This is a genomic window from Dysgonomonas termitidis, from assembly GCF_042654545.1.
Taxonomy (GTDB): domain Bacteria; phylum Bacteroidota; class Bacteroidia; order Bacteroidales; family Dysgonomonadaceae; genus Dysgonomonas; species Dysgonomonas termitidis.
On sequence record NZ_JBHSGN010000169.1, the window covers coordinates 22,363 to 46,965 of the forward strand.

Consider the following 24,603-nt stretch of genomic DNA (forward strand, 5'->3'; position numbering starts at 1 on the left):
ATGAAAAACTGTTGCATAATATTCTTGATACTTATTCTTTATCCTGTGCCGTTTCTGTACGCACAGGATAAGGATGATAGCGGTGACAAGTATTTTAATAATCCTATAGCCAAGGGGGCTGATCCATGGGTTATTAAAACCGATAGCTGTTATTATTATTGTTTTGTAAAAGGAGCAGGAATTGCTGTCTCCAAAACGACAGAGCTGCATAAGCAGGGTGATCCCGTAACAGTATGGAGCCCTCCGTCCGAAGGATGGAACAAAAGGTGTATCTGGGCTCCCGAACTGCATTATGTCCGTGGCAAATGGTACATCTACTATGCTGCCGGAGAGTCAGGCCCCCCTTTCATACATCAGCGTACAGGAGTTCTGGAATCGGTCACCGAAGATCCACAGGGTGCATATATAGATAAGGGGATGATGTTCACGGGGGATGACCTGAGAAAGAAAGATGATCCGCGGGAAAATCGCTGGGCGATAGATATGACCGTTTTCGAATGGAAAAACAAGCTATATGCTGTGTGGTCCGGCTGGGAGCAGATAGAGAAAACGGACAAGACGCAGCAATATCTGTATATTGCCGGAATGGAAAATCCCTGGACTTTATCGACAGGCCGGATACTGTTATCGAAACCGGATGCAAAATGGGAAACAGGCGGCCCTCTCGATCTGAATGAAGGTCCCGAAGTGCTGATAAATGGTGATAACCTGTTTATTATCTATTCTTGCGGGCAGTCGTGGCTGGAAACCTACAAGCTGGCTCTACTGAGGTTGAAAGATAAGGACGCCGATCTTCTGGAGCGGGCTAACTGGGAAAAATCCGGTCCCGTTTTTACGGGGAATAATAAGGTTCACGGTGTAGGACATGCCAGTTTCACAACATCGCCGGACGGAACACAAAACTGGATCGTTTACCATTCCAAGATCGACCTAAAACCCGGATGGAGAAGGGATATACGCATACAGCAATTTACTTTCGGCAAGAGTGGCGCTCCTGTATTCGGCAAGGCAGAACCTGCAAGCCGGAGGCAGCCTAAGCCATCGGGAAATTTTTAACATTTACTCTCTCCAAAATAATAAGGGGATACAGGATGGAAGTAAAAGATATACTTTGATAATATCATTCGCTTATCAGTTTCCTATATCATTGCGTCTATCCTGTTCTCCTTCAGATATTGCATAATATTAGCCGGCGGCCTCTTATTGTCGAGTTCCTTTTTCATAAAGTCCATATATGGAGCTACATGCTTGTAGAACTTGTAATAACCTTCGCAGAGGTAGTTAAGTCCCTCTTCGCCGTCTTTTGTCTTTATTATCCTGTTCTTGGGGCATTCACCGTGGCAGGCAAACAGCACGTCACATTCCTTGCATTGCCGCGGCAGCTTATCGTATTTGTCCTGTCCGAATCTCATCTGTTGCGGCGAATACATCATTTCGGTCAGGGTATGTGTCTTAATGTTGCCCAGTTTATATTTGGGATATACAAAATGGTCGCAGCTATAGACATCCCCGTTGAATTCCATTACTCCGGCATGCCCGCAGTATTTTGCCAGCGTGCACACCCCCGGGTCGGCACCTACCCAGTTTGCCAGGGTAGAGTCGAAATATTGTATGTAAAACTGTCCCACATCGTTTCTTACCCATTCGTTGAAGATGGCGATAAGGAAATCTCCCCATCCCGCGGCAGGTACATTCCATGAGGCGGGTTCCCCGTTTATTCGTTCTACGATAGGAGAGAACTGGATGAAGCGGCAATCGATGGACTTGAAGAAATTATAGAATTCCAGCGGATAGTCCACGTTATAGTCGTTGACTACTCCCATGGCATTATACTCTACCCCGTGTTTTTTCAGCAGGGAAAGGCCTTTCATTACTTTGTAGAACGAAGGCTCGTTGTTCACTCCCTTGCGGTACTTGTCGTGGCAATGCTGAGGGCCGTCTATGGATATCCCTACAAGGAAATTGTTGTCCTTGAAGAAACGGCACCAGTCGTCGGTCAGCAATGTGCCGTTTGTCTGTATGCTGTTGTCTATCTGACGTCCACGTCCATATTTCTTTTGCAGTTCCAGCGCTTTCTTGTAAAAAGATATATTCCTCATCAGCGCTTCGCCTCCGTGCCAGGTGAAAAGTACCTGCGGCATGGTCTGGGATTCCAGATAATCTTTGATGAACTTCTCAAGAAGCTCATCGGACATCACATAACGCTTATCATCGGGATACAGCTCTTTTTTCTCCAGATAGTAGCAATACTTACATCTGAGATTGCATGCCGCACCGATAGGTTTCAGCATTACATATAGTGGTTTGGCAAATGGGGTAGCGTAGGTAGTATTATTCATTCTTCTTCGTTTTTTTCCTTATATTTATGTTTCAATGCATCCATTTCTGTAGCCTGGCCAAGATCTCCTTGCGATTCCATCCATTTATGAAGCTCTTTGCGCAATATTTCTACATCCCGGGTGTATTTACCGTCACCTATAAGGTTATTCATTTGATAAGGGTCGTTAATAATATCATATAGTTCTTCCTGCGGGCGATACTGGTAATTGTACACCTGCTGTTTTGCATGATTGTTCGTATCGGCTTCTCTTTTCCATGAAGCCCAGACAAGATCGTTATTCTTGGTCGAAACACACCTGAAAGGCTCCTCAGGCGTAAGATTGACGATATAACTAAACCTGTCGTTCCTTACAGACCGTATCCCGTAATATGGAGATCCGCTAATGATGCCTCTGGTCGTCTGCAATGCAAAAACATATTCTTTAAACCGGTCCGCATTACCCCTTATTACAGGCTGGAAGCTGCGTCCGTCAAGTCCCTCAGGAACCGCTGCACCCGCTATATCGAGCAGGGTAGGCGTAACGTCCACATATTCGCACATAGCATCCGTTTCGGTTCCGGGAGAAGTTACTCCCTGCCAGCGTATGATAAAGCCCGTTTGCAGGCCGGCGTCATAACATGTCCATTTTGCAAAAGGGAATGAATATCCTTGTTCGCTTGTAAATATAAATATAGTATTATTATCCAGATTATATTTCTTTATCAGTTCATCTATTTTGCCCACGTCTGAATCCAGTTGATTGATCTCTGCCAGATAACTGACATATTTTTCACGTGTTTCTTTTGTATCGACCAGGGAAGGAGGCAGCGCCAGCTTCTCCGCATCAAAAAGGGAACGGTCTCCTCTTGTCCACGGCGAATGTGGATCGTGAGAAGCGATGTATAGGAAGAAAGGTTCTTTCTTTTCTGAGACATCGGCCATGAAGCGTTCTATTTTTTCAATATTGACATTGTCACCTCCCGGACTCAAAAATTCGAAAGGGAAGGCTTCTAACGGAGCTATATGCCTTTTTCCCTGTATTGCCACACGGTAACCGGCATTTTTAAGATAATAGGGAAGGGTTTTTATGCCCTCTTCGATAAAAGTATGATTAGGATAAGCTCCCGATTTCACCGGATACAGGCCGGTAAGCAGACAGTGCCGGGTTGGGGAACTCATCGCTGTAGCCTGAAAGAAATTATTAAATTTCAGCCCCTCTGAAGCAATACGGTCAATATTCGGGGTAACCGCGTCGGCACTTCCATAACAACCGAGGTCGCCACGACGGCAATCATCGGCTATAACAAGTACTATATTGGGTCGGGAATTTTGAGCGATAGAAGTTATACAGGGTAAACCTGCCGCTATCCATAAAAGTAAATTCTTATTATTCATTTTTCCGGTATTATTGATTATAGTTAAATAACAATAAGTAAATCATGCGAATCAAAAGTTGAACCTCCTGGATTCCGCCTTCATATTTAATTGCGCAAGCAGAAAGTAACAAAGGTAACGGAAAATCAGTGAACAGTTAGCAGTAAACAGTTAACAACTCGTAACTTGTAACCCGTATCTTTTATAAAAACCTGAAACTTACAACTTAACTTATTACTCATTATTTACCACTTATTCCATTCTTTCAAAGAATTATAAGCTAAAGGCTAAAGCTTATTACATAGATAAAATATTTTCCAAAAAACAACAATCCTTTTCGTTATTTTATAGGAAATATCATGTTAAAAAATGAAATGGATTATTGATTCAGGTTTATATCAAAAGTAGTTATATATATCGCCCGTAAAAAGCACATATGTTCTTATTATTAGTACAAATGTTTATTGGCAGAAGTTAAGAAGGCTGTATAAGTGTTGTATTCTGGATTATTTTATTAGTTTTGTTTACAATCTAATTTACTGTGAATTAAAAATGAGACACTTGTTCTTATTGTTATGCTTGTTTCTATTACATGTAGTAGTTACAGCCTCTCCCACTTCGGTTAACAGACTTCGTTTTTCTCATCTTACCAATAAAGACGGACTACCTGGCAACACGGTTTTTGCAATACTTGAAGACCAGAAAGGATACTTTTGGTTCGGGACAAAAAATGGTGTATGCAAATACGATGGCAAAACCTTTGTTGTATATGAACATAACTCATCAGATACGACTTCCCTGTTGAGTAATGACATCAGGTATTTATATGAAGATTCCAATAAAGCATTATGGGCGGCGACTAATTATGGTTTGACCAGATATAACCGGGAACAAGACCGTTTCGAAACCGTTGTCAAGAATGTACTTGTACGCGGAATGATAGAGGATGGAAAAGGAGGATTTTATGTAGCCGCTCCCCGTGGACTCAGGCATATTGACAGCCTTTTTAATGTTAAAGATTATGTTGGGGCGAATAACATAGTGGTAAACGGGAATGCGATGGATATTGTTAAGGATGAAAAAGGTGATCTATGGGTAGCTACCAAAAAAGGATTATACCACGTATCGTTAAAGGATAGTACGGTTACTCTGTATTACAATGATCCTAAAAACAAAAATTCTATCCCTACCAACGACCTTATTTGCCTCTATAAAGATCAAAGAGATAACCTGTGGGTTGGCACAGCAGATAAAGGTTTGTTACATTTCGATCCTCATGAGAAAACATTTTCTACTGTAAAAAGTATTAGCAATTCTTATATTCATCATATAAGGGAAGACGACTCCGGCAGGCTTTGGGTCGGAACAGAATGGGGACTGAATATATACGATACTGAAAGTGGAGAAAACCTTGTCTGCCTGAATGACCTTAGCGATAATAACAGTATAAATGACAATGCTGTATACAGTATCTACAAAGACCGGGATAATAATATGGTAATAGGTACATACTTCGGAGGCGTAAACTTATTACTTAAATCGTACCAGAGATTTGCCCTGTATGTTCCGGAACTGAGCAAGAACAGTATCGGAGGCAAAGCTGTACGCCAGATCATAGGGGCGGAAGGCAATGATCTATGGATTGCTACTGAAAATGGAGGTTTGAACTATTATCACAGCGAAGATGACAACTTTACCCGTTATGGAAGCAAAAGCAATGGCGGAGGGCTAACAAGCAATAACGTCCATTCGCTATTAAAGGACGATGAAGGAATCCTGTGGATAGGCACATACTTAGGTGGCCTGAACAGGTATGATCCCAAAACGGGGAAGTTCACATATTACATGAAACAGCAATATCCTATATTCAATAATAACAATGTTTTCGCCTTATTACAAGACAGGGATGGTCTTATCTGGATAGGAACCACCTCGGGCCTGCTGAATTACGACAAATCCACAAATAAATTTGTCGATTTTGAATCCGGTATTTTCAGGACCGGGCAAATAGATGTCCTTTTCGAAGATTCTTCAGGGAATATATGGCTGGGCACACATTTCAGAGGGGTGTTCAAGTATAATAAACACAATCAGGAGGTGATAAATTATTCGACAAGAACGACACCGAGTATTTCAGACGATTACATAAACTATGTCTATGAAGATAAAGATAAGAATATATGGGTGTCTACCCATTACGGAGGCTTGAATCTTATCCGGACAAAAGATAATACCGTCAAGGCATATGATAAAGAGGACGGCCTGCCGTCCAATACTACTTACGGACTTACGGAAGACAATGAAGGCAACCTGTGGATCGCAACCAATAACGGACTGGCGAGATTTGACAGAGAACGGCGGCTATTCTCGAAGTTTACAACTCAGGACGGCCTGCCGAACGACCAGTTCAACTACAATTCCGTTTACAAAGATAAATTGGGGCGAATCTATTTCGGCACTATCAACGGTCTGATCCGTATACAACCCGGTATGCTCAATATCAGCCAGACAAATCCACGGGTCGATATCGTTGATATGAGGATAATGGGTAAAAGCGTTTTCCCGAATGAAGAAAATTCCCCGTTGAAAAAATCAATCAATGAAACCAGTGATATAACCCTTACCGAAAGTCAGGCGAAATCCTTCTCTTTCATATTCTCGGCGCCTTCCCTTGTGCATTCGCGCAATATATCTTATGCCATAAAACTCAGCGATATAGACAAGGAGTGGGTTGATCTGGGCAACCAGGATCAGGTTACATATGCAAATCTTCCGGCAGGAGCATATGACTTCATGGTCCGGGCCGCACTCGATAATAACTGGAATGAGAGTGAAATAAGGGTCATTCATCTGACAGTGCTGCCGCCATTCTGGAAATCGGAGACTGCATATGTGATATACTTTCTGATACTTTTATTACTCATATTCTTAGTATACCGTATAATTTCCATACGTCAGAAAGAACACCGTCTGATAATTACAGAACGATTAGAAAAGGAGAAGCTCAAAGAAGTAAACAGGCTAAAGATCAATTTCTTCACTAATATATCACACGAACTCCGTACACCATTGACATTGATCGTATCACCGATCTATACTATATTGACTCAATCCGCTCTCCCTGAAGAGGCAAGGGTAAAAATACAGGCGATACAAAAAAATGTGCAAAGAATGCAGAATCTGGTAGACGAACTGATCCTGCTGAGTAAAATAGAAACGGAAGTAGAAAAGATCAGGGTCAAAGAAGGATATGTCTTGCGTTTCATTATAGAGATAGCGAACGGATTCAAGCTATTGGCCGAGAGTAAGAATATCTTATTCTCTATAAATATAACGGTATCAAGGTACCCCGTTTATTTCGATCCCTCAAAACTGGAAAAGATTGTTTTCAACCTGCTTTCGAATGCGTTGAAATTTACTGATGCCGGGGGAGAGATCCGTATATCTGCCGAATTGTATAACGATAACGGAACAGAGAAACTCCGGATAGAAGTCGCCGATTCGGGTTGTGGGATTTCCGAAGGGGAACTCTCCCAGATATTCGACAAATACTATCAGACTATTAACACAAAGGAGAACAGCGGCTTCGGTATAGGACTGAATATGGTAAGACAACTTGCCCAATTACACAAAGGTGATATCTCTGTCGAAAGCAGTGAAGGTAAGGGCAGCAAATTTACCGTGGTAGTGAATGTCGATAGAGACTCATTCAAAGAGAATGAAATATCATCAAAGAGATTCGATAACCAGGTAATAGACAGCTATTCATACCTGATCCCCGAAGAAAATAAAACGGAGATAAACACGCTCAATACAGACAATTCTCAGGAAAGGCCGCATATACTTATTGTCGAAGATAATCATGAACTGTTGAACTTTATTGATGGAATCTTTAACAAGGATTACCGGACAACCCTTTGCGTCAACGGGCAGGAGGGACTTATAGCCGCTTTGGACTTAAGCCCCGATCTCATCATAAGCGACCTGATGATGCCGGTCATGGACGGACTGCAATTCTGCAACGAAATAAAGTCCTCGATAGAAACATGCCATATCCCGTTTGTCATCCTCACTGCGAAATCCGGGGATGAGAATAAGATGGAAGGCTATGAATACGGGGCGGAAGCCTATGTTGAGAAGCCTTTCAATCCGGCCATTTTGCAGCAGAGAGTGAAAAACCTGTTGAAGATGCAACAGCAATTAAGTAAAAGGATGCGGGATAATCTGGCCACATCATTTACCGAAGAGCCTGATATATGTGTCCACGATAAAAAGCTGCTGGAGTCTATACACAATTATGTCAAAGAACACATCGACAAGTCATTTTCGGTAACCGATATCACCGAAGCCGTGGGAATAAGCCGTACCCTGCTGCATACCAAGCTTAAGAAGCTGGTAGGACTGTCTGCTACCGAATATATTACCAAAATACGCCTGGAACATAGCCTTAAACTTATAAATGAAGGCCGGAATGTTTCGGAAGTCGCATATATGGCCGGCTTCACATCACCTAATTACTTCTCACGATGCTTCAAGAAAGCCTTTAACATTTCTCCGCGTGAATATGCTTCAAGAAAAGGAGGATGATTTCATTAACGTCCTCCTTAATCTATGCTGTTTGTTCCTCCCTCAACGGAACATATAGTTATGTTCATTCCTTTTGAAACGGTAACGGTTTCTGGGTACCGGCAAAGGGTCTTGTGTAGAAATATCCCACCTTAACAAGGTTTCAATCATTTCATTCCTGATATCACTATATTCTTTATTTCCAAAAAGATTATCCAGTTCCGACGGATCGTTTTTCATGTTATAAAGCTCTCCGTTACCATCCATATCGTAAACCAGCTTCCAGTCTCCCTTGCGAAGCATACGCATTGTCCCGCTCTGCGTCCATGTATTGAGTTCGTCAAAAAACAGGCCTTTCTTACCTACCGCGCCTTCTTCCTTATAATCGGTAGCGTCTTCCTTTGTATAATACATTCCGCCAAAGCCGTCCTGCACCATTACGCTCCCGAATTCTTTTTCGGGATACTCCTTTCCCTGCAACATGGGCCACAGGCTGCGCCCTTGTACTCCTACCGGGATGTCAGCACCCATAACTTCGCAAATGGTAGGAAAAATATCAACAATATTCACATGCGCTTTATGCGGGTTTGCAGAAGGCTTTATTCCGGGGCCTGTCCATTGCATGGGTATGCGGGCAATAGCATCGTCCAGTCCCACGCCTTTTTTCATCAGGCCGTATTCGCCGGCATAATCCCCATGATCTGCGACAAACACAATGATAGTATTATCATAGATATGCTTTTCTTTCAGTTCATTTACCAAACGGGCCAGCTGGTCGTCGATCATCCTCAGCATTCCGTGATAAACAGAACGGAGCCGCTGCAAATCCCTCTGATAGCCTACATGCCCCTGCCCCATCATTTCCGAGAGTAACTCATACTCTTCGCCTTTCGATTTCATATCTCCGGCAGAGCTTCTCATCTCCGGCAGTGACCCGGGAGGAAACATCGAATAATAAGGTTCACAAGTCTGGTACGGGTTGTGAGGCTCAGCAATAGAAAGCCACATCAGGAAAGGCTTGCCGGATACCGAATCTATCCAGCGGGAAGCATCGTCTACCATACGGTATGGCAATTGCGCTTCTATCCCATAGGGTGAGGGTTCCATATTGGCATACATATCCAGGGTCTTCAGATATTTGTCAAAAGCGTTGCCTAACTCGCTTTTATCTTTCGAATCCTGCCCGTCATGGTTATAAGCACTCCAGTAATCTACCCTGTCGGGAGACAGGTGCGAATGGTTTTTTCCGATCAGGGCCGTTGCGTATCCCTTCTCTCTGGCCACATCAAAAAGGTCTTTGTTATAAAAAGCATCTTTAATATTATGGTTGGAACGTACATGTGTTGCACCGGGATATCTTCCGGTCAGCATGGACACCCGGGCCGGGCCGCTGGCCGGAGCTGCGGTATAGGCTTTGTCGAACCACACTCCATTCTTCGCCAGATTATCGGCAAAAGGCATTGTATTCAACGGGTATTGCTCGCGCTGCAATAAATCGGCACGCAGCTGGTCTGCCATGATAATAATAATGTTCGGACTCTTGGGCGAATCTTGTCCCAGAATGCCTGAAAACGGGGATATGGATGCCGCTATCCCGAAAAATAATTTTTTGTCGCAAAGTGATATCATAGTTTATTTCTTTGGTTGCTAAAGATATAAAAAGGGCTGATTGCCTGTATGGATATTAAATATTCTACTTATGTCAATTTATCGGTTGTAATTAGTCAATATGCTGAAGCTTGCGATCTGCCTCTTACCTTTGCATTTATTAACTATATATAGTTAAAACTTGACATATCTGACACTTTTTCTACTATTTTCTTACTGTGGTTTTTATATTTGTTAACTATATTTGGTTAAAAGGTAACAAAAGTAACAGTTTTTTAGCTGATAGCTTTTAGCCGTTAGCCTTTTTCTTGTATCTCGCAACTTAAAAAAGTAACAAAGGTAACAGGTTCTGCATTTATTCGCCCCTACGGCTTTCCAAAAAAGTTACAAAAGTAACACATGTAACACTTTTTACTAATTTGCTCATCTGCTAATTTACAAATTTACTTTTTCTCATTCCTTCAAAGAGCTATAAGCTAATGGCTAAAAGCTATCAACTGCATATATAGATAAAGTTTTCCGTTTCTTATCCGCTTTTTCTATTGACTTTTACAGCATAGCCAACAGCTTCGGACAGTCCACTTATTTTGCTACTTTCCATTCGGAGGGAACTACAAAATCCTCGCGTCCGTGACCGTATGGAAGAACCTTGAACGGAGGTTCTATCGCATCATATTTTTCTGCGATTTTCTTCAGTCTTTGCAGTTCGGCCGGGTATTTATCGCTGACATTCATTTTTTCATAACTGTCTTCCGGGTAATAGATTAAAAAATCTTCATCCGTTTTTATCCTGTCGTTCTTCCCCCGAACGATTAATTTATAATCATTATTTACCACGGCTCCGCAACCTAAATACAGGTCCCGTTTTATAATATTTTCTTTTCCTGATAACACCGGTGAAATATCAATTCCGTCGAAAGGCCGGTGAGGTTTACCTTTGATAGAAAGTATCGACTTTATTGTAGGCATTATATCTACAAAGCCGGTGACCTGGCTGATTTCGCGGCCTCCTTTATACTTAGCCGGATATGAGATTATTGCAGGAGTTCTTACTCCCCCGTCCCATTCTTCAAATTTTGTCCCGCGCAACGGCTTATTATTCCCCCCTCCGTTGGGTTCCGCCCCATTGTCGCTAAAGAATATGAACAGCGTATTTTCATCCATGCCTTTGGCCTTTAGCGCTTCGCGTATCTTACCTATACCCCTGTCCAGGCATGTTACCATTGCCGCATAGGTAGCTTTTTTACGTTCCCTGGGCGATAAAGCCTCTATATTGTCCGTATACAGGGCGATATCTTCGGGTTTGGCCTGCAAGGGCGTATGCGGCGCATTATAGGCTACATACAGGAAGAACGGATTCTCATCCTGCGAATGATTGTCTATATAGTTTATGGCCTCCTGTGTAATCAGGTCTGTGGAATAACCTTCGTCATACGAAGAATCCCAGTTGCGATGCCAATCCAGCTCTCCTTCCCTCTTATGGTCAAAATAGTCGATAGCCCCGTTTAGGTGTCCGTAGAAATATGTAAATCCCCTGCTTAGCGGATAATATTCTTTCCGGGAATGCCCCAGATGCCATTTTCCTATGATTGCACGCTCTGTGTAACCCGCCTTTCCCAGCATTTCGGGCAGTAATTCTTCTTCCGTATCCAATCCGAAATCGCGCCAGGGCGGAATAACGGTCTCCCTTAATCCGTAACGGTTAGGATACCGCCCCGTGAGCAATCCCGCTCTTGTAGGTGAACTTACGGGAGCCGTGTAGAAACGGTTCATCCGGATACCTTCTTCTGCCAGCTTATCCAGATTGGGAGTCTTAATATTACTCCCATGAAAACCCACATCGCCCCAACCCAGATCATCGGCTAATATGATAACTATATTCGGCCTTTTATCTTTTTCGTGGGCAGACGCGCCATCCGCATATCCGAGAAATAAGGACGGCAAAATAAATGAAAGCGCTTTACTTTTATCCATACCTTTTCGTACAAATTATTTACGGGGTAGTTCCGGTAAGGAATTTCGCCAGTCTAAGGCCAGTTTCTTCAGTTCTTTTGTTACCTCGGGGTATTTCTCCGCAACGTTTACATTTTCCCGCGGATTCTTATAAAGGTCATACAGCATTACATCCGAGCCGTCTTTATTTACCAGTAATTTCCAGTCGCCTTTTCTTACCGCGACATTAGGGCTGGCATCTTCACCTTTGGGCTTAGGAAATGCCTCGCTTTCATTTCGTCTGTACTCCCAGAATATCGCTTTATCCCGTTTCAGTTCTTTACCCAATAGAGCTTTACTCATATCCGTACCGTCGCTCCGGTATCCTTCAGGCAGCGGTGTGCCGGCTATCGCGCACAGGCTTTTGAACATATCCAATGCACTCACGACGCTCGTATTATCCGATTTCCCCTGAGGAACGGCACCCTTAGTATCCCAGACGATAAACGGCAGACGGGTCCCCCCCTCGAACAAAGAGGCTTTGCAGCCCCGCAGGTTGCCTGCCCGGCTACCGCGAAAACTTGGGGCAGGCCCGTTGTCGCTTGCAAAAATGACAATCGTGTTATTATCGAGGTTCAGCTTTTTTATTTCACTCAGCAACCGTCCTATTTGTTTGTCATACTCGGTTAAGACCGTACAGAAGTTTTTCTCACTCTGATAATCGTGAGGAACAATATCCTGTTCTTCTATATTGCCTACCCAGGGAGTATGCATATCATCGGGCCAGAGGTTGATAAAGCAGGGTTCGCCTTTATGCTTTTTCAGGAAATCTATTGTTTTATCTACAAAATAGGCAGTCCTGTCCCAACGCTTTACACTGTCCTGAGGAGACCATATCCAGTCGGTCGCGGTCAATAGCGGGTCAGCTGCCGGGCTTTCGTATGTGCTGGCATATTCATCATATCCGTAAGCATCGAACACAGGAGCATTCTTTACATCACGGCCTCCGCCCAGATGCCATTTACCGAAATGTCCGGTCTTATATCCGGCCGCTTTCATGGCCTTTGGTATTGTCGGGGCATTCGGGTCCAGAAAGTCCGCCATTTCGGCATCGCGGTTCCCTTTACGGGTTTGCAGATAACTTGTAATATTCCATCTGGCAGGATGCATCCCTGTTAATAAGCCGGCCCGCGAAGGCGAGCTTATAGGAGAGGCGCTATAATATTGGTTAAAATATATTCCTTCGGATGCCATCCGGTCAATATTGGGAGTAGGGACAAATTTGCCGCCATAGACACCGACATCGCTGTAACCCATATCATCGGTCAGGATAAAAATAATATTGGGACGATGCTCACTTTGCGCCTTTATTTTACTTGCATATGACACAACACAGATTCCGGCAAAAAAACAGTTGATAAATTTAGTATTCATAATATTGAGAATTGTTTGGTTTACAGTAATCAGCCTGATTAGCCATACCCAAAATTAGTAGAATAAATTCCGGATAGGATGCATTATTGTTTCAAATATTAGTATTTATGTTTATACGGACTATTGAGGCCGGCTATTTTCAGTTGAGCGGAAAAGGAATAAACCGGACTACAGGGCGGGCAAGAATAAAAAGGTAAGACCGGTAGCATAAATATTCTTTTTATAAAGAGTTATAGCTTTTGTACAATAGTGTGTGTTTCGTGAACATGCCTGCAAATGCCGACTGAATACTTCTGTTAATTTTGTCATGTGCTATACCATGATGAATAATTAATTAAAACACACCGAAGTACATTATGAATTTAAGGACTGTAAAAAGAACAATATTCCTGTTGCTCCCAATCGCATATACAGCAAATGCACAGGAAAAGCCAAACATTGTAGTTATCCTTGCCGATGACTTAGCCTCAAACGAAATTAGTTGTTACGGAGGAAAAAACCTTGTCACTCCCAATATCGACAGGATTGCTAAAGAAGGAGTGAGATTTACCAACAATTACGCTTCATGTACCATGAGCGTACCTATCAGGGCATCTTTATACACCGGATTGTATCCGGCAAAACATGGATCTTATCAAAATCACAAGGCCTCTAATCCCGATATAAAGAGCATCACCCATTACTTTCCGCAGGCCGGCTACAGGGTGGGACGGACCGGAAAAACGCATACACAACCGCAAAAGGTTTATAATTTTGAAAAAGTACCGGGCTTTGAAGTTGATTGCGTATCCCCTACTGCCAATTATACGACAGACGGCATACGCGAGTTTATGAAAAGAGATGACAACCCTTTCTGCCTTTTTGTTTGCAGCATACATCCCCATGCGCCATGGACCTGGGGCAATCCGGACGAGTTCGATGCCGACAGAATAGTATTGCCTCCTAATTCTGTAGATAATGAAAGAACACGCCAATTATACAGAAACTATCTGGCCGAGGTAAGAGCTTTGGATGATGAGGTCGGAGCCGTTTTAAAAGTGCTGGAAGAAACAGGAAAGCTCGATAATACATTGGTCATATTCCTGGGGGAACAAGGCCCGCAATTCCCCGGAGGTAAGTGGACATGTTGGAATTATGGACAAAACAGCGCTTTAGTCGCACGCTTCCCCGGAAAAATAAAAGCAAATACCACGAATAATGCAATAGTCCAGTACGAAGACATCCTCCCTACCCTGATGGACTTTGCCGGTGGCGGAGCGATAGACGGGATAGACGGGACGAGTTTCTTAAAAGTTCTTTACGGTAAAGAAAAAGAGCATCGCCAATATGCTTACGGCATTCATAATAATATTCCGGAAGGAACTGCATATCCGATACGAAGTATAAGGGATAAAAGGTATAAGCTGATACTTAATCTTACGCCCGAAGCCGAATATTTTGAAAAACACCTGATGAATGTGAAAAACAACCGGAGCGTCTGGGCAAGCTGGCTCGAAAGCGCCCAATCCGACCCTGAAGCAAAGCGTTTTGTCGATAGATATGTAAAACGTCCTGCCGTGGAATTTTATGATATGCAAAACGATCCGTGGGAGCTAAATAATCTGGCTGGCAATGAAAAATACAGTAAAAGAATGACCGGAATGAAGAAAGAACTCGAAAAATGGATGCAACAGCAGGGGGATACGGGAGCAGCCATGGATATAGAATTCTAATTATAAACGATATAAATGACTGAAAATGAATAAACCTATATCGATAGTGATGCTTGGTACGGGATTAGTCCCGTTGCTGCCATGCTTCTCACAGGAAAAGAAACAAAAAGACGAGCGCCCCAATATTATCGTCGTCATGGTGGATGATATGGGCTGGTCGGACTTAGGATGCTTTGGCGGGGAGATGAATACCCCGAATATAGACGGTCTGGCAGACAACGGCGTACGCTTTACCAATATGTATAACGCAGGCCGGAGTTGCCCTTCCCGCGCCAGTTTGCTTACAGGCTTATATCCGCATCAGGCGGGCATCGGGCGAATGACATTCAATCAGAACCTGCCCGGATATATCGGCTCGCTGAGCGACAATGCCGTAACTATAGCGCAAGTACTGAAAAGTGCCGGATACAATACCGGAATGGTAGGCAAATGGCATGTTTCGGAAACGCCTCTGAAGGAAGACCAGCGCGAATGGCTGGCACATCAGCGCGATTATAGCGATTATATAGCGCCATCCCAGTATCCTACGGCAAAAGGTTTCGATTATTATTACGGCGTATTGTATGGAGTAGTTAACTTCTTCGACCCTTTCAGCCTGGTCTATGGTGATAAGCCTGTTAAAGAAGTACCGTCAAATTACTATATAACCGATGCGTTAAGCGACAGCGCGGTTGCCTATGTGAACAGGAATGCGAAACTGGATAAACCGTTCTTCCTTTATCTGGCACATACTGCACCCCATTGGCCGTTGCATGCCCTGCCCGAAGATATAGACAAATACAAGGACCGGTATAAAGGCGGATGGGAAAGTATCCGTGAAGAGCGATACGACAGGATAAAGAAAATGGACCTGCTGGCATCGGAGGATGAATTCCTGTCGAAACAAAATCCCGACCGGGAGTGGATGCAGAATAAGGATTCCGTTTGGGACGCCCGTGCAATGGCTGTTCATGCCGCAATGATAGACAGGGTAGACCAGGGCATCGGCAGGCTGATAAAGACGCTGAAAGACAATGGCGCTCTGGACAATACACTTATCCTATTTATGAGTGATAACGGCTGTAGTCCCGAAGTTTGTCAGAATTATTCACCGGGAGACAACGACCGTCCCGATATGATGAGGAACGGGGAACCGATCATTTACCCCAAACAGAAAGAAGTGCTGCCCGGGCCTCAGAATACGTTTGCCTCGTTGGGCGCAAGCTGGGCCAATGTTGCAAACACGCCGTTCCGCTTCTGGAAAGCAAAAACATATGAAGGCGGTATCTGTACACCTTTTATCGCCCATTATCCTAAGGGCATCAATATGAAAAAGGGCTCTGTTTACCGTGGCAGCGGGCATTTGATGGATATTATGGCCACAGCCGTGGAACTGGCCGGCGCGAGATATCCGGAAAGATACGGCAATAATAACATTATCCCGATCGAAGGGAAAAGCCTTGTCCCTGCTTTCAAAAAAGGGAAACGGGAAGGACACAACTATCTGTTTTTTGAACATTTCAGGGAACGTGCCGTCGTTTCCGGCGATTGGAAGATAGTCGCCCCGAATAAAAAGCCGTGGGAATTGTATAATCTGAAAACAGACAGAACGGAGATGCATAATCTGGCAGACCAATATCCCGATATAGTAACCCGCCTTAACCAGGCCTATGACGAATGGGCTGTAAGGGCATTAGTAGAACCATCACCTAAATAATATTATGAACAAAATCTTCTTGATAATACTTTCCATCTTTTCCCTGTATGCATGTGCCGACAAGGGATGGGAATTGAAAAAGACAAAAATAGTATCCGATTTTGCCCTCAAAGTCACACCTGACAACGTATGGCAGGAGTATCCCCGTCCTATCATGCAACGGAAAGACTGGCAAAACCTCAACGGACTGTGGGAGTATAAAATTACACAGCATCAGGAAAACACCCCCTCCGATATAAACGAGGGTAAGATACTGGTCCCGTTTGCGATTGAATCTGCCTTGTCGGGAGTGCAAAAAACGTTTCTACCCGAGCACCAGCTATGGTATAAGAGAACGTTTTCAATACCCGGTAATTGGGAAGGGAAAAATGTATTGCTGCATTTCGGAGCTGTCGACTTTGCATCCCAGATATGGATCAATGGGGAAAAAGTAGGCTCACACGAAGGCAGTTCCGATGCTTTTACATTCGATATCACTGCTTATCTGAAAAATGGGAATTCCCAGGAGATCATTGTTTCCGTAATAGATTCGACGGACACCTCCCATCAGCCCATCGGAAAGCAAACGCTAAATCCCCGGGGAATAAAATATACCGCCGTATCGGGAATATGGAAAACAGTGTGGCTCGAACCGGTATCTCAAAAATCAATAGAAACATTCAAAGGTTCTGCCGACATCGACAATGGTACATATAGCATCAGGGTAGCAGGGCGTAACATCAGCGGCAATGAGAAAGTCAGGATTACGGTTTTTGACCAGGGAAAAGAATTGGTTTCCAAAGAAAGTAAAATAACAGAAACCCTTGTTCTCGGAATTCCTGATGCAAAGCGCTGGAGCCCGGACAACCCATATCTTTACGATATGAAGATAGAACTGGTAAATGATAACAAAGTCGTCGATAGTGTAGACTCTTATTTTGCCATGCGTAAAATATCGGTGGCAAAAGATGAAAACGGCATTGACCGTATGATGCTGAATAATGAATTCGTATTCCAGTATGGGACACTTGATCAGGGATGGTGGCCCGATGGATTACTGACCCCTCCAAGCGATGAGGCGCTGAAATACGATATCGAGTTTTTGAAAAAAGCAGGGTTCAATACCATCCGGAAACATATAAAGATAGAACCTGAGCGCTTCTATTACCATTGCGATAAAATGGGAATGATAGTCTGGCAGGATGCTGTATGCAGCAGTGAATATAACCTGAAAGACCGGAATCCCGGCAAGCAACCCCGTTCCGCAAAACAGTTTGAGTACGAGCTGAAACAAATGATCGATCAATTAGGAAATTATCCGAGTATAGTCATGTGGGTAGTCTTCAACGAGGGCTGGGGACAGTACGGAGAAAAAGCACTGATCGACTGGACAAAGCAATACGACCCTTCAAGGCTAACTAATATAAGCGGCTGGGTAGATTTCGGAAATGGCGATATAAGCGACGTGCACAGATATCCGGGGCCGGGTCGCATCGAAAATGCGGGTAAAGGCAGGGCCTTCGTTGTCGGTGAATTTGGCGGCCTGGGATTGCCGGTTCAAGGTCATACATGGATCGAATCCGATAAGAACTGGGGATATGAAACGTTTACGGATATCGATGTCTTCAGGAAAAATTATGAGCATTTGATATTCGAACTCGATTTGCTGGCAGACCAGGGCCTAAGCGCCGCTATTTATACACAGACTACAGATGTGGAGATAGAAACAAACGGACTATTAACCTATGACCGTAAGAAAGAAAAAATACCTGCAGCTGATTTAAACCAACTGCATAAAAAACTATATGAAGGAAAAACCGCGGTAAAAGTCTATTTACCCGATTCGGAGACAGAATCCCAAATGTGGAAATACACAATTGATAAACCACAGGATAACTGGACATCGGCGGATTATAATGATGCAGGATGGAAGAGTGGTAAAGGCAGCTTCGGGTATAACAATCCAAAATTTCAGTTAGGCTATCCGGTCGATGAGCGTACATCCTTTGCACATATCCCGAAAACAACATGGAATACAGAAGATCTATGGCTGAGAAAGGAAATAGAACTGATGGAGATTCCGGTTAACCCCTTATTGAAAGTAACATATGACGACAGTGCCGAAATATATATCAATGACAAAAAGGTATTATATGTTAACGGGCGTGTGGCACATTACGGCCATCATGGTTATCTGCCTATCGAAAATGTTTTAAAAACAGGGAAGAACATCATTGCGGTTCATTGCCGGAACGATATGAAAAAAAGAGGGAACCAGATGTTTGATTTAGGTATTGTAGAAGTGATACATATTCCATAAAATAGTATTAACAGTAAAAATAATCATATGAAGAACTTGATAATGATGAGAAAGATATTTTTGATTGTATTATGTTCGTTTACTCTAACAGGGTATTCGCAGTGGTCCCCGGCAGGAGATAAAATAAAAACAAAATGGGCATCGGAAATAGATATCAATAATGTATTGCTCGAATATCCGCGCCCTATAATGGAGCGTCCCAACTGGCAAAACCTTAACGGCCTTTGGGATTATGCAATTGCTCCGGTTGGAATGCATGAGTGGGATAAATCCGACGGAAAGATACTGGTCCCTTTTCCTGTAGAATCGAGTTTATCGAGCATTCAGAAAACATTAGGGAAAAATAACGAGCTATGGTATAGCCGGGAATTTACTGTTCCCGAACGCTGGAATAACGGCAAGGTCCTATTACATTTTGGAGCTGTGGACTGGAAAGCGGATGTCTGGGTAAACGGCATAAAGATAGGAAGCCATACAGGGGGATATACTCCTTTTTCTTTCGATATTACTGCCGTATTGACTAAAGGAAACAATAAGCTAACCGTAAAGGTTTGGGACCCTACAAACGATGGATTCCAGCCCAGAGGAAAGCAAATAAATAATCCCCATGGGATATGGTACACCCCTGTCAGTGGTATTTGGCAGACCGTATGGATGGAGTCTGTCCCAAAACACTATATTACCAATCTGAAGACTACTCCCGATATTGATGGGAACCGTCTTTGCGTAGAAGTCGCTACAAATGAGAATAATTTGTCTGATATTATAGAAGTATCAGTTTGGGATAGTGGGAAGCTTGTTGCCTCGGGAAAATCTGTAAGCGGTCAGGCAGTCGAGGTTTTGATGAAAGACATCAAACTGTGGTCACCCGATTCTCCGCATTTGTATGATCTGAAAGTAACGCTTTCGAATGCGGGCAAAGTCCTGGATGAAGTAAAAAGCTATGCCGCAATGCGTAAGTATTCGACTCAACGGGATAAAAACGGGATTGTACGTCTTCAATTAAATAATAAGGACTTATTCCAGTTCGGCCCGCTAGACCAGGGCTGGTGGCCCGACGGGCTTTACACGGCGCCGACAGATGAAGCATTGGCGTATGATATAATCAAGACAAAAGATTTTGGTTATAATATGATCCGTAAACATGTAAAAGTAGAGCCTGCCCGATGGTATACCCATTGTGATAAACTGGGTATTATTGTATGGCAGGATATGCCGAACGGGGATAAGTCCCCTCAATGGCAAAACAAGAAATATTTCGATGGTAACGAATTAAAAAGAGCGGCAAATTCTGAAACGAACTACAAAAAAGAATGGAAAGAGATCATCGACTATCTTTATTCCTATCCATGTATAGGCGTTTGGGTTCCGTTTAATGAAGCATGGGGCCAGTTCAAAACGCAGGAAATAGCAGAGTGGACAAAAACTTATGATCCGTCCCGTCTGGTAAATCCTGCCAGCGGGGGCAATCATTATACATGCGGAGATATACTTGACCTGCATAACTATCCGGGCCCCGACATGTTTCTTTATGATGCCCAGCGTGCAACGGTACTGGGAGAATATGGAGGGATCGGACTACCTTTGGCCGATCATATCTGGCAACCCGACAAGAACTGGGGATATGTTCAGTTCAAAAATTCAAAAGAAGTTACGGATGAATATATAAAATACGCAAACAACCTGAAAACCCTTATCAAAGCAGGATTCTCGGCGGCAGTCTATACACAGACAACAGATGTTGAAGTAGAAGTTAACGGATTGATTACCTATGACCGTAAAGTTATAAAGGTGGATGAACCCCGCCTGAAGCAGGTCAATCAGGAAATATGCAAGGCTTTGGATTAAAAAATATCTTTTGAAAATTCGAACCTGTTACAATCAGTAGCAGGTTCGTTCTGTATATGTACCAAATATTCAGGTTCATTGCGTCTGTCTTTCGGCTTTTGTTCCAGATTATACGAAAGAAGGAACGGAGCATCAGGTTGATACCTAAAAACCCGGAATCTGAGACAGTCATAATTAAAGACTATCTGTATTTCTGAATAAAAGCAGCAAGAGGTATTCCCATCACCGGATAGTTCGGATAGGGATGAGGATTCCCCCACTGAACATCGATCTTGTTTACTTCGGGATATTCGGCATAAGGAACTGCGTACTTATCGTCTGTAATAAATTTATAACCATCCAGATTATCTATGCCAATGGCTGCATCCACGATATAAATCTGCCCTGCCTCCCTATTGTCAAATTTTTCAATTATATTTTTCCGTAATTGCCACATACAAGCATTTTGTTTAATAGTAAAATCCCCGGCCATATTATCCAGGACACCACAAGTAGATTGAGGGATCATTATTACAAATTTGCCTGAAGGTACAGCTTTCAGATACGATTCAGCCATCAGTTCTATTTGCATGTTCCATGTGTCGAAATTTATAACCGCAGGATCAGGATAATCCCTGAAATCATTAAGGCCCAGAAACTCAACAAGGATAGACGGCGCTTTTAGTTTCCACATAGAAAGATATTTGCCATAGTCAAAACTCCACTTATATTGATCATATTCTGTTTTCACCCATTTTTTACCATCATATTTTACAAAATGTTCGGATGCGTTATCATACATTATATCATTCTTTGCAGGATTCAGTTTGTATCCTGTTTGCCTGTCAAAGGAAGAGGCTCCTTTAATGAATCGCTTGGTAAAATAAATTTCTGCCGGTTTCCACTGCTTATCCGGAAAAAGATTAATTTCATGTACCAGCTGCCAATATGCTGTAGATCCCCAATACTTATTCTCTCCTTCAGGCTGCCAGAATCCATTATAGGCTTGCGACCGTTCTTTACTTATTTTAAAATATCCTCGCAATGTCCATCCCGGCCGGCCTTCGTCAAATTGCCCGGGACAACCATCAACCTCCTGAAGTCCTATCATCCTGATTTTAGGGACATATCTTTTTGAGATCAGAGCATCTTTGAAAAAGGCTCCATAGGTAAAACTGTCTCCGATAATTGAAACAGTAATGGTGTCCTTACCAATACCTTGCTGTCCAACCTGAATCACAGAGCTCACTGTCTTTAACGTTTCAAATTCATCAAGATTTACCAATTGTAACAGTACAGTATCTCCATTGACAGGAGATACCACACTTGCTACACGTTGTAACTTTCTTTCATATTCGACAGTTCCCGAAAAGCGTACAACATCATTATAAGGACGCCAACGCTTAATTAATGGCTCTACAAATATATTATTCTGTACATGGCTAAGCATATACAGTTTAGATGGCAAGCAAATATCATTACTGAACGCTTCATGTATGGTTCTATCTCCCTGTGCAAATGAATTATTCGGGAAAAAAATTACGACGTTCAAAAATAGTAATACAGGCGTCAGGATTGATTTAAACTTCATATTTGTTGGCTTTAATTGCTTACTCAAAATAATGAGACACCGCTGATTAACTTACGATAGCGGATCATAGCCTCCAAATAATAATAGTCGGCATAGGACAAAGGTACATCCACTTCAATATTATCGGGCATAGATCCAACACTATGCCTCAGAAGGAAGTTTTTATTCGATGCATCTTGTGCCAGATATGCTGGTGATGATAATGACTCTATCTGAATTTTTGCTATCTCTAGGTATTTTTTTGCTTCAGCTTCGGGAACATATTGGCTCAATTCTATGAGGGCTGAGCTGATGATTGCTCCTGCCGACGCATCCCTTTCTGTATTTGGTATCTTGGTGTCATCAAAGTCCCAATATGGAACTTTGTCTTCTGGCAGGCGGGGATGATTCAATATAAATCCAGCTATTTTCTGAGCCTGACGGAGATATACAGGGTCTTTTGTTTCACGGTAGCATAATACATACCCGTATAAAGCCCATGCCTGGCCTCGAGACCAAGCTGATTCATCTGCAAATCCTTGGCGGGTTTTGCGGGCAACCACATCTCCTGTTTTGGGGTCATAAAAAACTACGTGATAACAGCTGGCATCATCGCGAAAATGATTTTTCAACGTGGTATTTGCATGTGTAATAGCGACTTCCCTAAACTTGTTATTCCCTGTAAGCTTGGAGGCTTCAAATAGCAATTCGAGGTTCATCATATTGTCAATAATCACAGGATAAATCCCTTCTCCCCTGTCCCACGACTTTATACATCCTGTTACCGGATTAAATCGTACACACAGGGCCTCTGCGGCTTTTTCTATTTTAGTCCTGTAACCGGTATCGCCGGTCAATCGATATCCGTTGCCATAGCTACAATAAATGATAAACCCTATATCATGTGTATTGGTCGTATATTGCATGCCTTCGAGACGATCGGAATAAAGGCGTGCATACTTCTTTATCTCATCATTTTTTGAATATTCGTACAGGTACCATAATGTTCCTGGAAAAAATCCGCATGTCCATGAGGTTGTATCACATAGTACCAGATCTCCTTTTTTATCAAGTGTGACCGGAAATTTACCCGGCTTATCCTTTACACTTTTCGCCATCTTTATTTCCTGCTTTACTGCAAAATCAAGGGTCTTATCAATGTTTGACAAAAAGGCCTTTGATCCCGTTTGGGATTGTGCACATACAGTGATAAAGCCTGTTATCCATAAAAGTATTGTAATGCGCATATTTGATCTCATAATTGTTTATATTTAAATCTGATTAATGATAAAATGCTAATAATGATATTTTTATATAGTCCTGCATATTGAATAATTACCTTATGGATTAATTATTCCTATTTCGATCAACCAATTTTCTGCCAATTCGGGCCAGAGCCGGGTAGTACCCGGATTTTTCCTGACCCGTATACTATGGCCTCCTTCAGGGAATACATGTAAGGTAGAGCCTTTGATATTCTGTTTCATCAGACTGGTGTAATATAGCATACTGTTTATTGGCGATACCGTTTCGTCATTTTCTGCATGTATGATAAAGGATGATGGAGTTTGGGGATTGACATGTAATTGGCATGAGAGCTCTTCTGCAATTTTTTGAGGGGCCTCCTTCCCCAGGAGCGTGTTACGACTGGGAACATGTGTGGCTTCCAACATGGAAATAACAGGAGAAACTAAAATAGCAAAGGCCGGTGTAAAGCTTTTATTATCGATAGTATCGACCGGATTATACCAATATTTGCTTATGGTCGAGAGACAAGCTGCAATATGTCCTCCGGCAGAAGCTCCCATCACACCAACTTTTGACTCATCATACCTCCATTCCTTGGCTTTAGAACGTATCAATCTCATCGCTCTTTGTGCATCCTGCAATGGAGCTTTATAAGACTCAATTACATCCGGTGAATGTGGCAGCCTGTATTTCAGAACATAGGCAGTAATACCTATACTATTGAACCATTTGGCCAGCTGAAAGCCGGTAGCATACGAAAGAACAGAATATCCGCCCGAAGGCAGTATTAATACGGCAGCACCTTTATTTTCGGCATTTGACGGCCTGAATACGTAAACACCGGGAACCGACACCTGATAAATCAGCTCGTCATTCATCTTGTCTTTTACAGCCACACCTCTGCTATTAGGCATATGACCGGCCGGCCAGAGTTGGGTAAACTCTTGCGTACTAGCAGTATTAACGGCCAATAGCCATACCAAAAAGATTAAAATTGGATATTGCTTCATACTTATA

The 24,603-nt window shown here is 42.9% G+C and carries 14 protein-coding genes; 6 read left to right on the forward strand and 8 right to left on the reverse strand.

The features are described 5' to 3' along the window. Positions 1–1,056: a glycoside hydrolase family 43 protein gene (locus ACFO6W_RS25365; RefSeq protein WP_380001797.1), complete on the forward strand. Its 1,056-nt coding sequence runs from the start codon at positions 1–3 to the stop codon at positions 1,054–1,056. A gap of 83 nt (positions 1,057–1,139) precedes the next feature. On the opposite strand, the gene ACFO6W_RS25370 is transcribed toward ACFO6W_RS25365, so the two are convergent. Next, positions 1,140–2,339, reverse strand: coding sequence for an anaerobic sulfatase-maturation protein (locus tag ACFO6W_RS25370; RefSeq protein WP_380001799.1), 1,200 nt, complete (start codon positions 2,337–2,339; stop codon positions 1,140–1,142). Beyond that, positions 2,336–3,715 carry a sulfatase family protein gene (locus ACFO6W_RS25375; protein ID WP_380001801.1) on the reverse strand — a complete coding sequence of 460 codons (1,380 nt, stop codon included), beginning with the start codon at positions 3,713–3,715 and terminating at the stop codon, positions 2,336–2,338. The genes ACFO6W_RS25370 and ACFO6W_RS25375 overlap by 4 nt, the downstream gene beginning before the upstream one ends. A 531-nt stretch (positions 3,716–4,246) precedes the next feature. On the opposite strand from ACFO6W_RS25375, the gene ACFO6W_RS25380 reads away from it, so the two are divergent. Beyond that, a complete protein-coding gene (locus tag ACFO6W_RS25380; RefSeq protein WP_380001803.1) occupies positions 4,247–8,281 on the forward strand; it encodes a hybrid sensor histidine kinase/response regulator transcription factor in 4,035 nt (1,344 codons plus the stop codon). Between the two features lie 42 nt (positions 8,282–8,323). Here ACFO6W_RS25380 and ACFO6W_RS25385 read toward each other — a convergent pair whose 3' ends face one another. The 3 genes from ACFO6W_RS25385 to ACFO6W_RS25395 form a co-directional block, all read right to left on the reverse strand. Continuing rightward, the gene (locus ACFO6W_RS25385) at positions 8,324–9,889 is read right to left on the reverse strand and encodes a sulfatase family protein (RefSeq protein WP_380001805.1); all 1,566 of its coding nucleotides are present in this window, start codon (positions 9,887–9,889) and stop codon (positions 8,324–8,326) included. Between the two features lie 561 nt (positions 9,890–10,450). Beyond that, a complete protein-coding gene (locus ACFO6W_RS25390; RefSeq protein WP_380001807.1) occupies positions 10,451–11,842 on the reverse strand; it encodes an arylsulfatase B in 1,392 nt (463 codons plus the stop codon). Between the two features lie 15 nt (positions 11,843–11,857). Then, the gene (locus tag ACFO6W_RS25395; protein ID WP_380001809.1) at positions 11,858–13,234 is read right to left on the reverse strand and encodes a sulfatase-like hydrolase/transferase; all 1,377 of its coding nucleotides are present in this window, start codon (positions 13,232–13,234) and stop codon (positions 11,858–11,860) included. Between the two features lie 356 nt (positions 13,235–13,590). Between ACFO6W_RS25395 and ACFO6W_RS25400 the strand changes: the two genes are divergently transcribed. From ACFO6W_RS25400 to ACFO6W_RS25415, 4 genes are read left to right on the forward strand one after another with little or no spacing between them, the layout of a single operon-like run. Next, entirely contained in the window at positions 13,591–14,946 is a 1,356-nt protein-coding gene (locus tag ACFO6W_RS25400) for a sulfatase family protein (protein WP_380001811.1), read from the forward strand. Positions 14,947–14,995: 49 nt separating this feature from the next. Beyond that, the gene (locus ACFO6W_RS25405; protein WP_380001908.1) at positions 14,996–16,642 is read left to right on the forward strand and encodes an arylsulfatase; all 1,647 of its coding nucleotides are present in this window, start codon (positions 14,996–14,998) and stop codon (positions 16,640–16,642) included. A gap of 4 nt (positions 16,643–16,646) precedes the next feature. After that, positions 16,647–18,941 (forward strand): glycoside hydrolase family 2 protein, encoded by a 2,295-nt coding sequence (locus ACFO6W_RS25410; protein ID WP_380001813.1) that lies wholly within the window; start codon positions 16,647–16,649, stop codon positions 18,939–18,941. Between the two features lie 45 nt (positions 18,942–18,986). After that, positions 18,987–20,789, forward strand: a complete 1,803-nt coding sequence (locus ACFO6W_RS25415; RefSeq protein ID WP_380001910.1) for a glycoside hydrolase family 2 protein — start codon at positions 18,987–18,989, stop codon at positions 20,787–20,789. Positions 20,790–20,970: 181 nt separating this feature from the next. Here ACFO6W_RS25415 and ACFO6W_RS25420 read toward each other — a convergent pair whose 3' ends face one another. The 3 genes from ACFO6W_RS25420 to ACFO6W_RS25430 all read right to left on the reverse strand — a co-directional run bounded on the left by ACFO6W_RS25420 (position 20,971) and on the right by ACFO6W_RS25430 (position 24,596). Further along, positions 20,971–22,359, reverse strand: coding sequence for a hypothetical protein (locus tag ACFO6W_RS25420; RefSeq protein WP_380001815.1), 1,389 nt, complete (start codon positions 22,357–22,359; stop codon positions 20,971–20,973). Positions 22,360–22,382: 23 nt separating this feature from the next. After that, complete coding sequence (locus ACFO6W_RS25425; RefSeq protein WP_380001817.1) at positions 22,383–23,597, reverse strand: glycoside hydrolase family 88 protein; 1,215 nt, start codon at positions 23,595–23,597, stop codon at positions 22,383–22,385. Between the two features lie 81 nt (positions 23,598–23,678). Continuing rightward, a complete protein-coding gene (locus ACFO6W_RS25430; RefSeq protein WP_380001819.1) occupies positions 23,679–24,596 on the reverse strand; it encodes an alpha/beta hydrolase in 918 nt (305 codons plus the stop codon). Positions 24,597–24,603 lie beyond the last annotated feature (7 nt).

Excerpts from the sequence above, each read along its gene's own strand:
- ACFO6W_RS25385 (WP_380001805.1), bottom strand. The coding sequence starts at position 9,889 with ATGATATCACTTTGCGACAAAAAATTATTTTTCGGGATAGCGGCATCC.
- ACFO6W_RS25405 (WP_380001908.1), top strand. The coding sequence starts at position 14,996 with ATGCTTGGTACGGGATTAGTCCCGTTGCTGCCATGCTTCTCACAGGAA.
- ACFO6W_RS25365 (WP_380001797.1), top strand. The coding sequence starts at position 1 with ATGAAAAACTGTTGCATAATATTCTTGATACTTATTCTTTATCCTGTG.
- ACFO6W_RS25400 (WP_380001811.1), top strand. The coding sequence starts at position 13,591 with ATGAATTTAAGGACTGTAAAAAGAACAATATTCCTGTTGCTCCCAATC.
- ACFO6W_RS25430 (WP_380001819.1), bottom strand. The coding sequence starts at position 24,596 with ATGAAGCAATATCCAATTTTAATCTTTTTGGTATGGCTATTGGCCGTT.
- ACFO6W_RS25380 (WP_380001803.1), top strand. The coding sequence starts at position 4,247 with ATGAGACACTTGTTCTTATTGTTATGCTTGTTTCTATTACATGTAGTA.
- ACFO6W_RS25420 (WP_380001815.1), bottom strand. The coding sequence starts at position 22,359 with ATGAAGTTTAAATCAATCCTGACGCCTGTATTACTATTTTTGAACGTC.
- ACFO6W_RS25415 (WP_380001910.1), top strand. The coding sequence starts at position 18,987 with ATGAGAAAGATATTTTTGATTGTATTATGTTCGTTTACTCTAACAGGG.
- ACFO6W_RS25370 (WP_380001799.1), bottom strand. The coding sequence starts at position 2,339 with ATGAATAATACTACCTACGCTACCCCATTTGCCAAACCACTATATGTA.
- ACFO6W_RS25375 (WP_380001801.1), bottom strand. The coding sequence starts at position 3,715 with ATGAATAATAAGAATTTACTTTTATGGATAGCGGCAGGTTTACCCTGT.
- ACFO6W_RS25390 (WP_380001807.1), bottom strand. The coding sequence starts at position 11,842 with ATGGATAAAAGTAAAGCGCTTTCATTTATTTTGCCGTCCTTATTTCTC.
- ACFO6W_RS25395 (WP_380001809.1), bottom strand. The coding sequence starts at position 13,234 with ATGAATACTAAATTTATCAACTGTTTTTTTGCCGGAATCTGTGTTGTG.
- ACFO6W_RS25410 (WP_380001813.1), top strand. The coding sequence starts at position 16,647 with ATGAACAAAATCTTCTTGATAATACTTTCCATCTTTTCCCTGTATGCA.
- ACFO6W_RS25425 (WP_380001817.1), bottom strand. The coding sequence starts at position 23,597 with ATGAGATCAAATATGCGCATTACAATACTTTTATGGATAACAGGCTTT.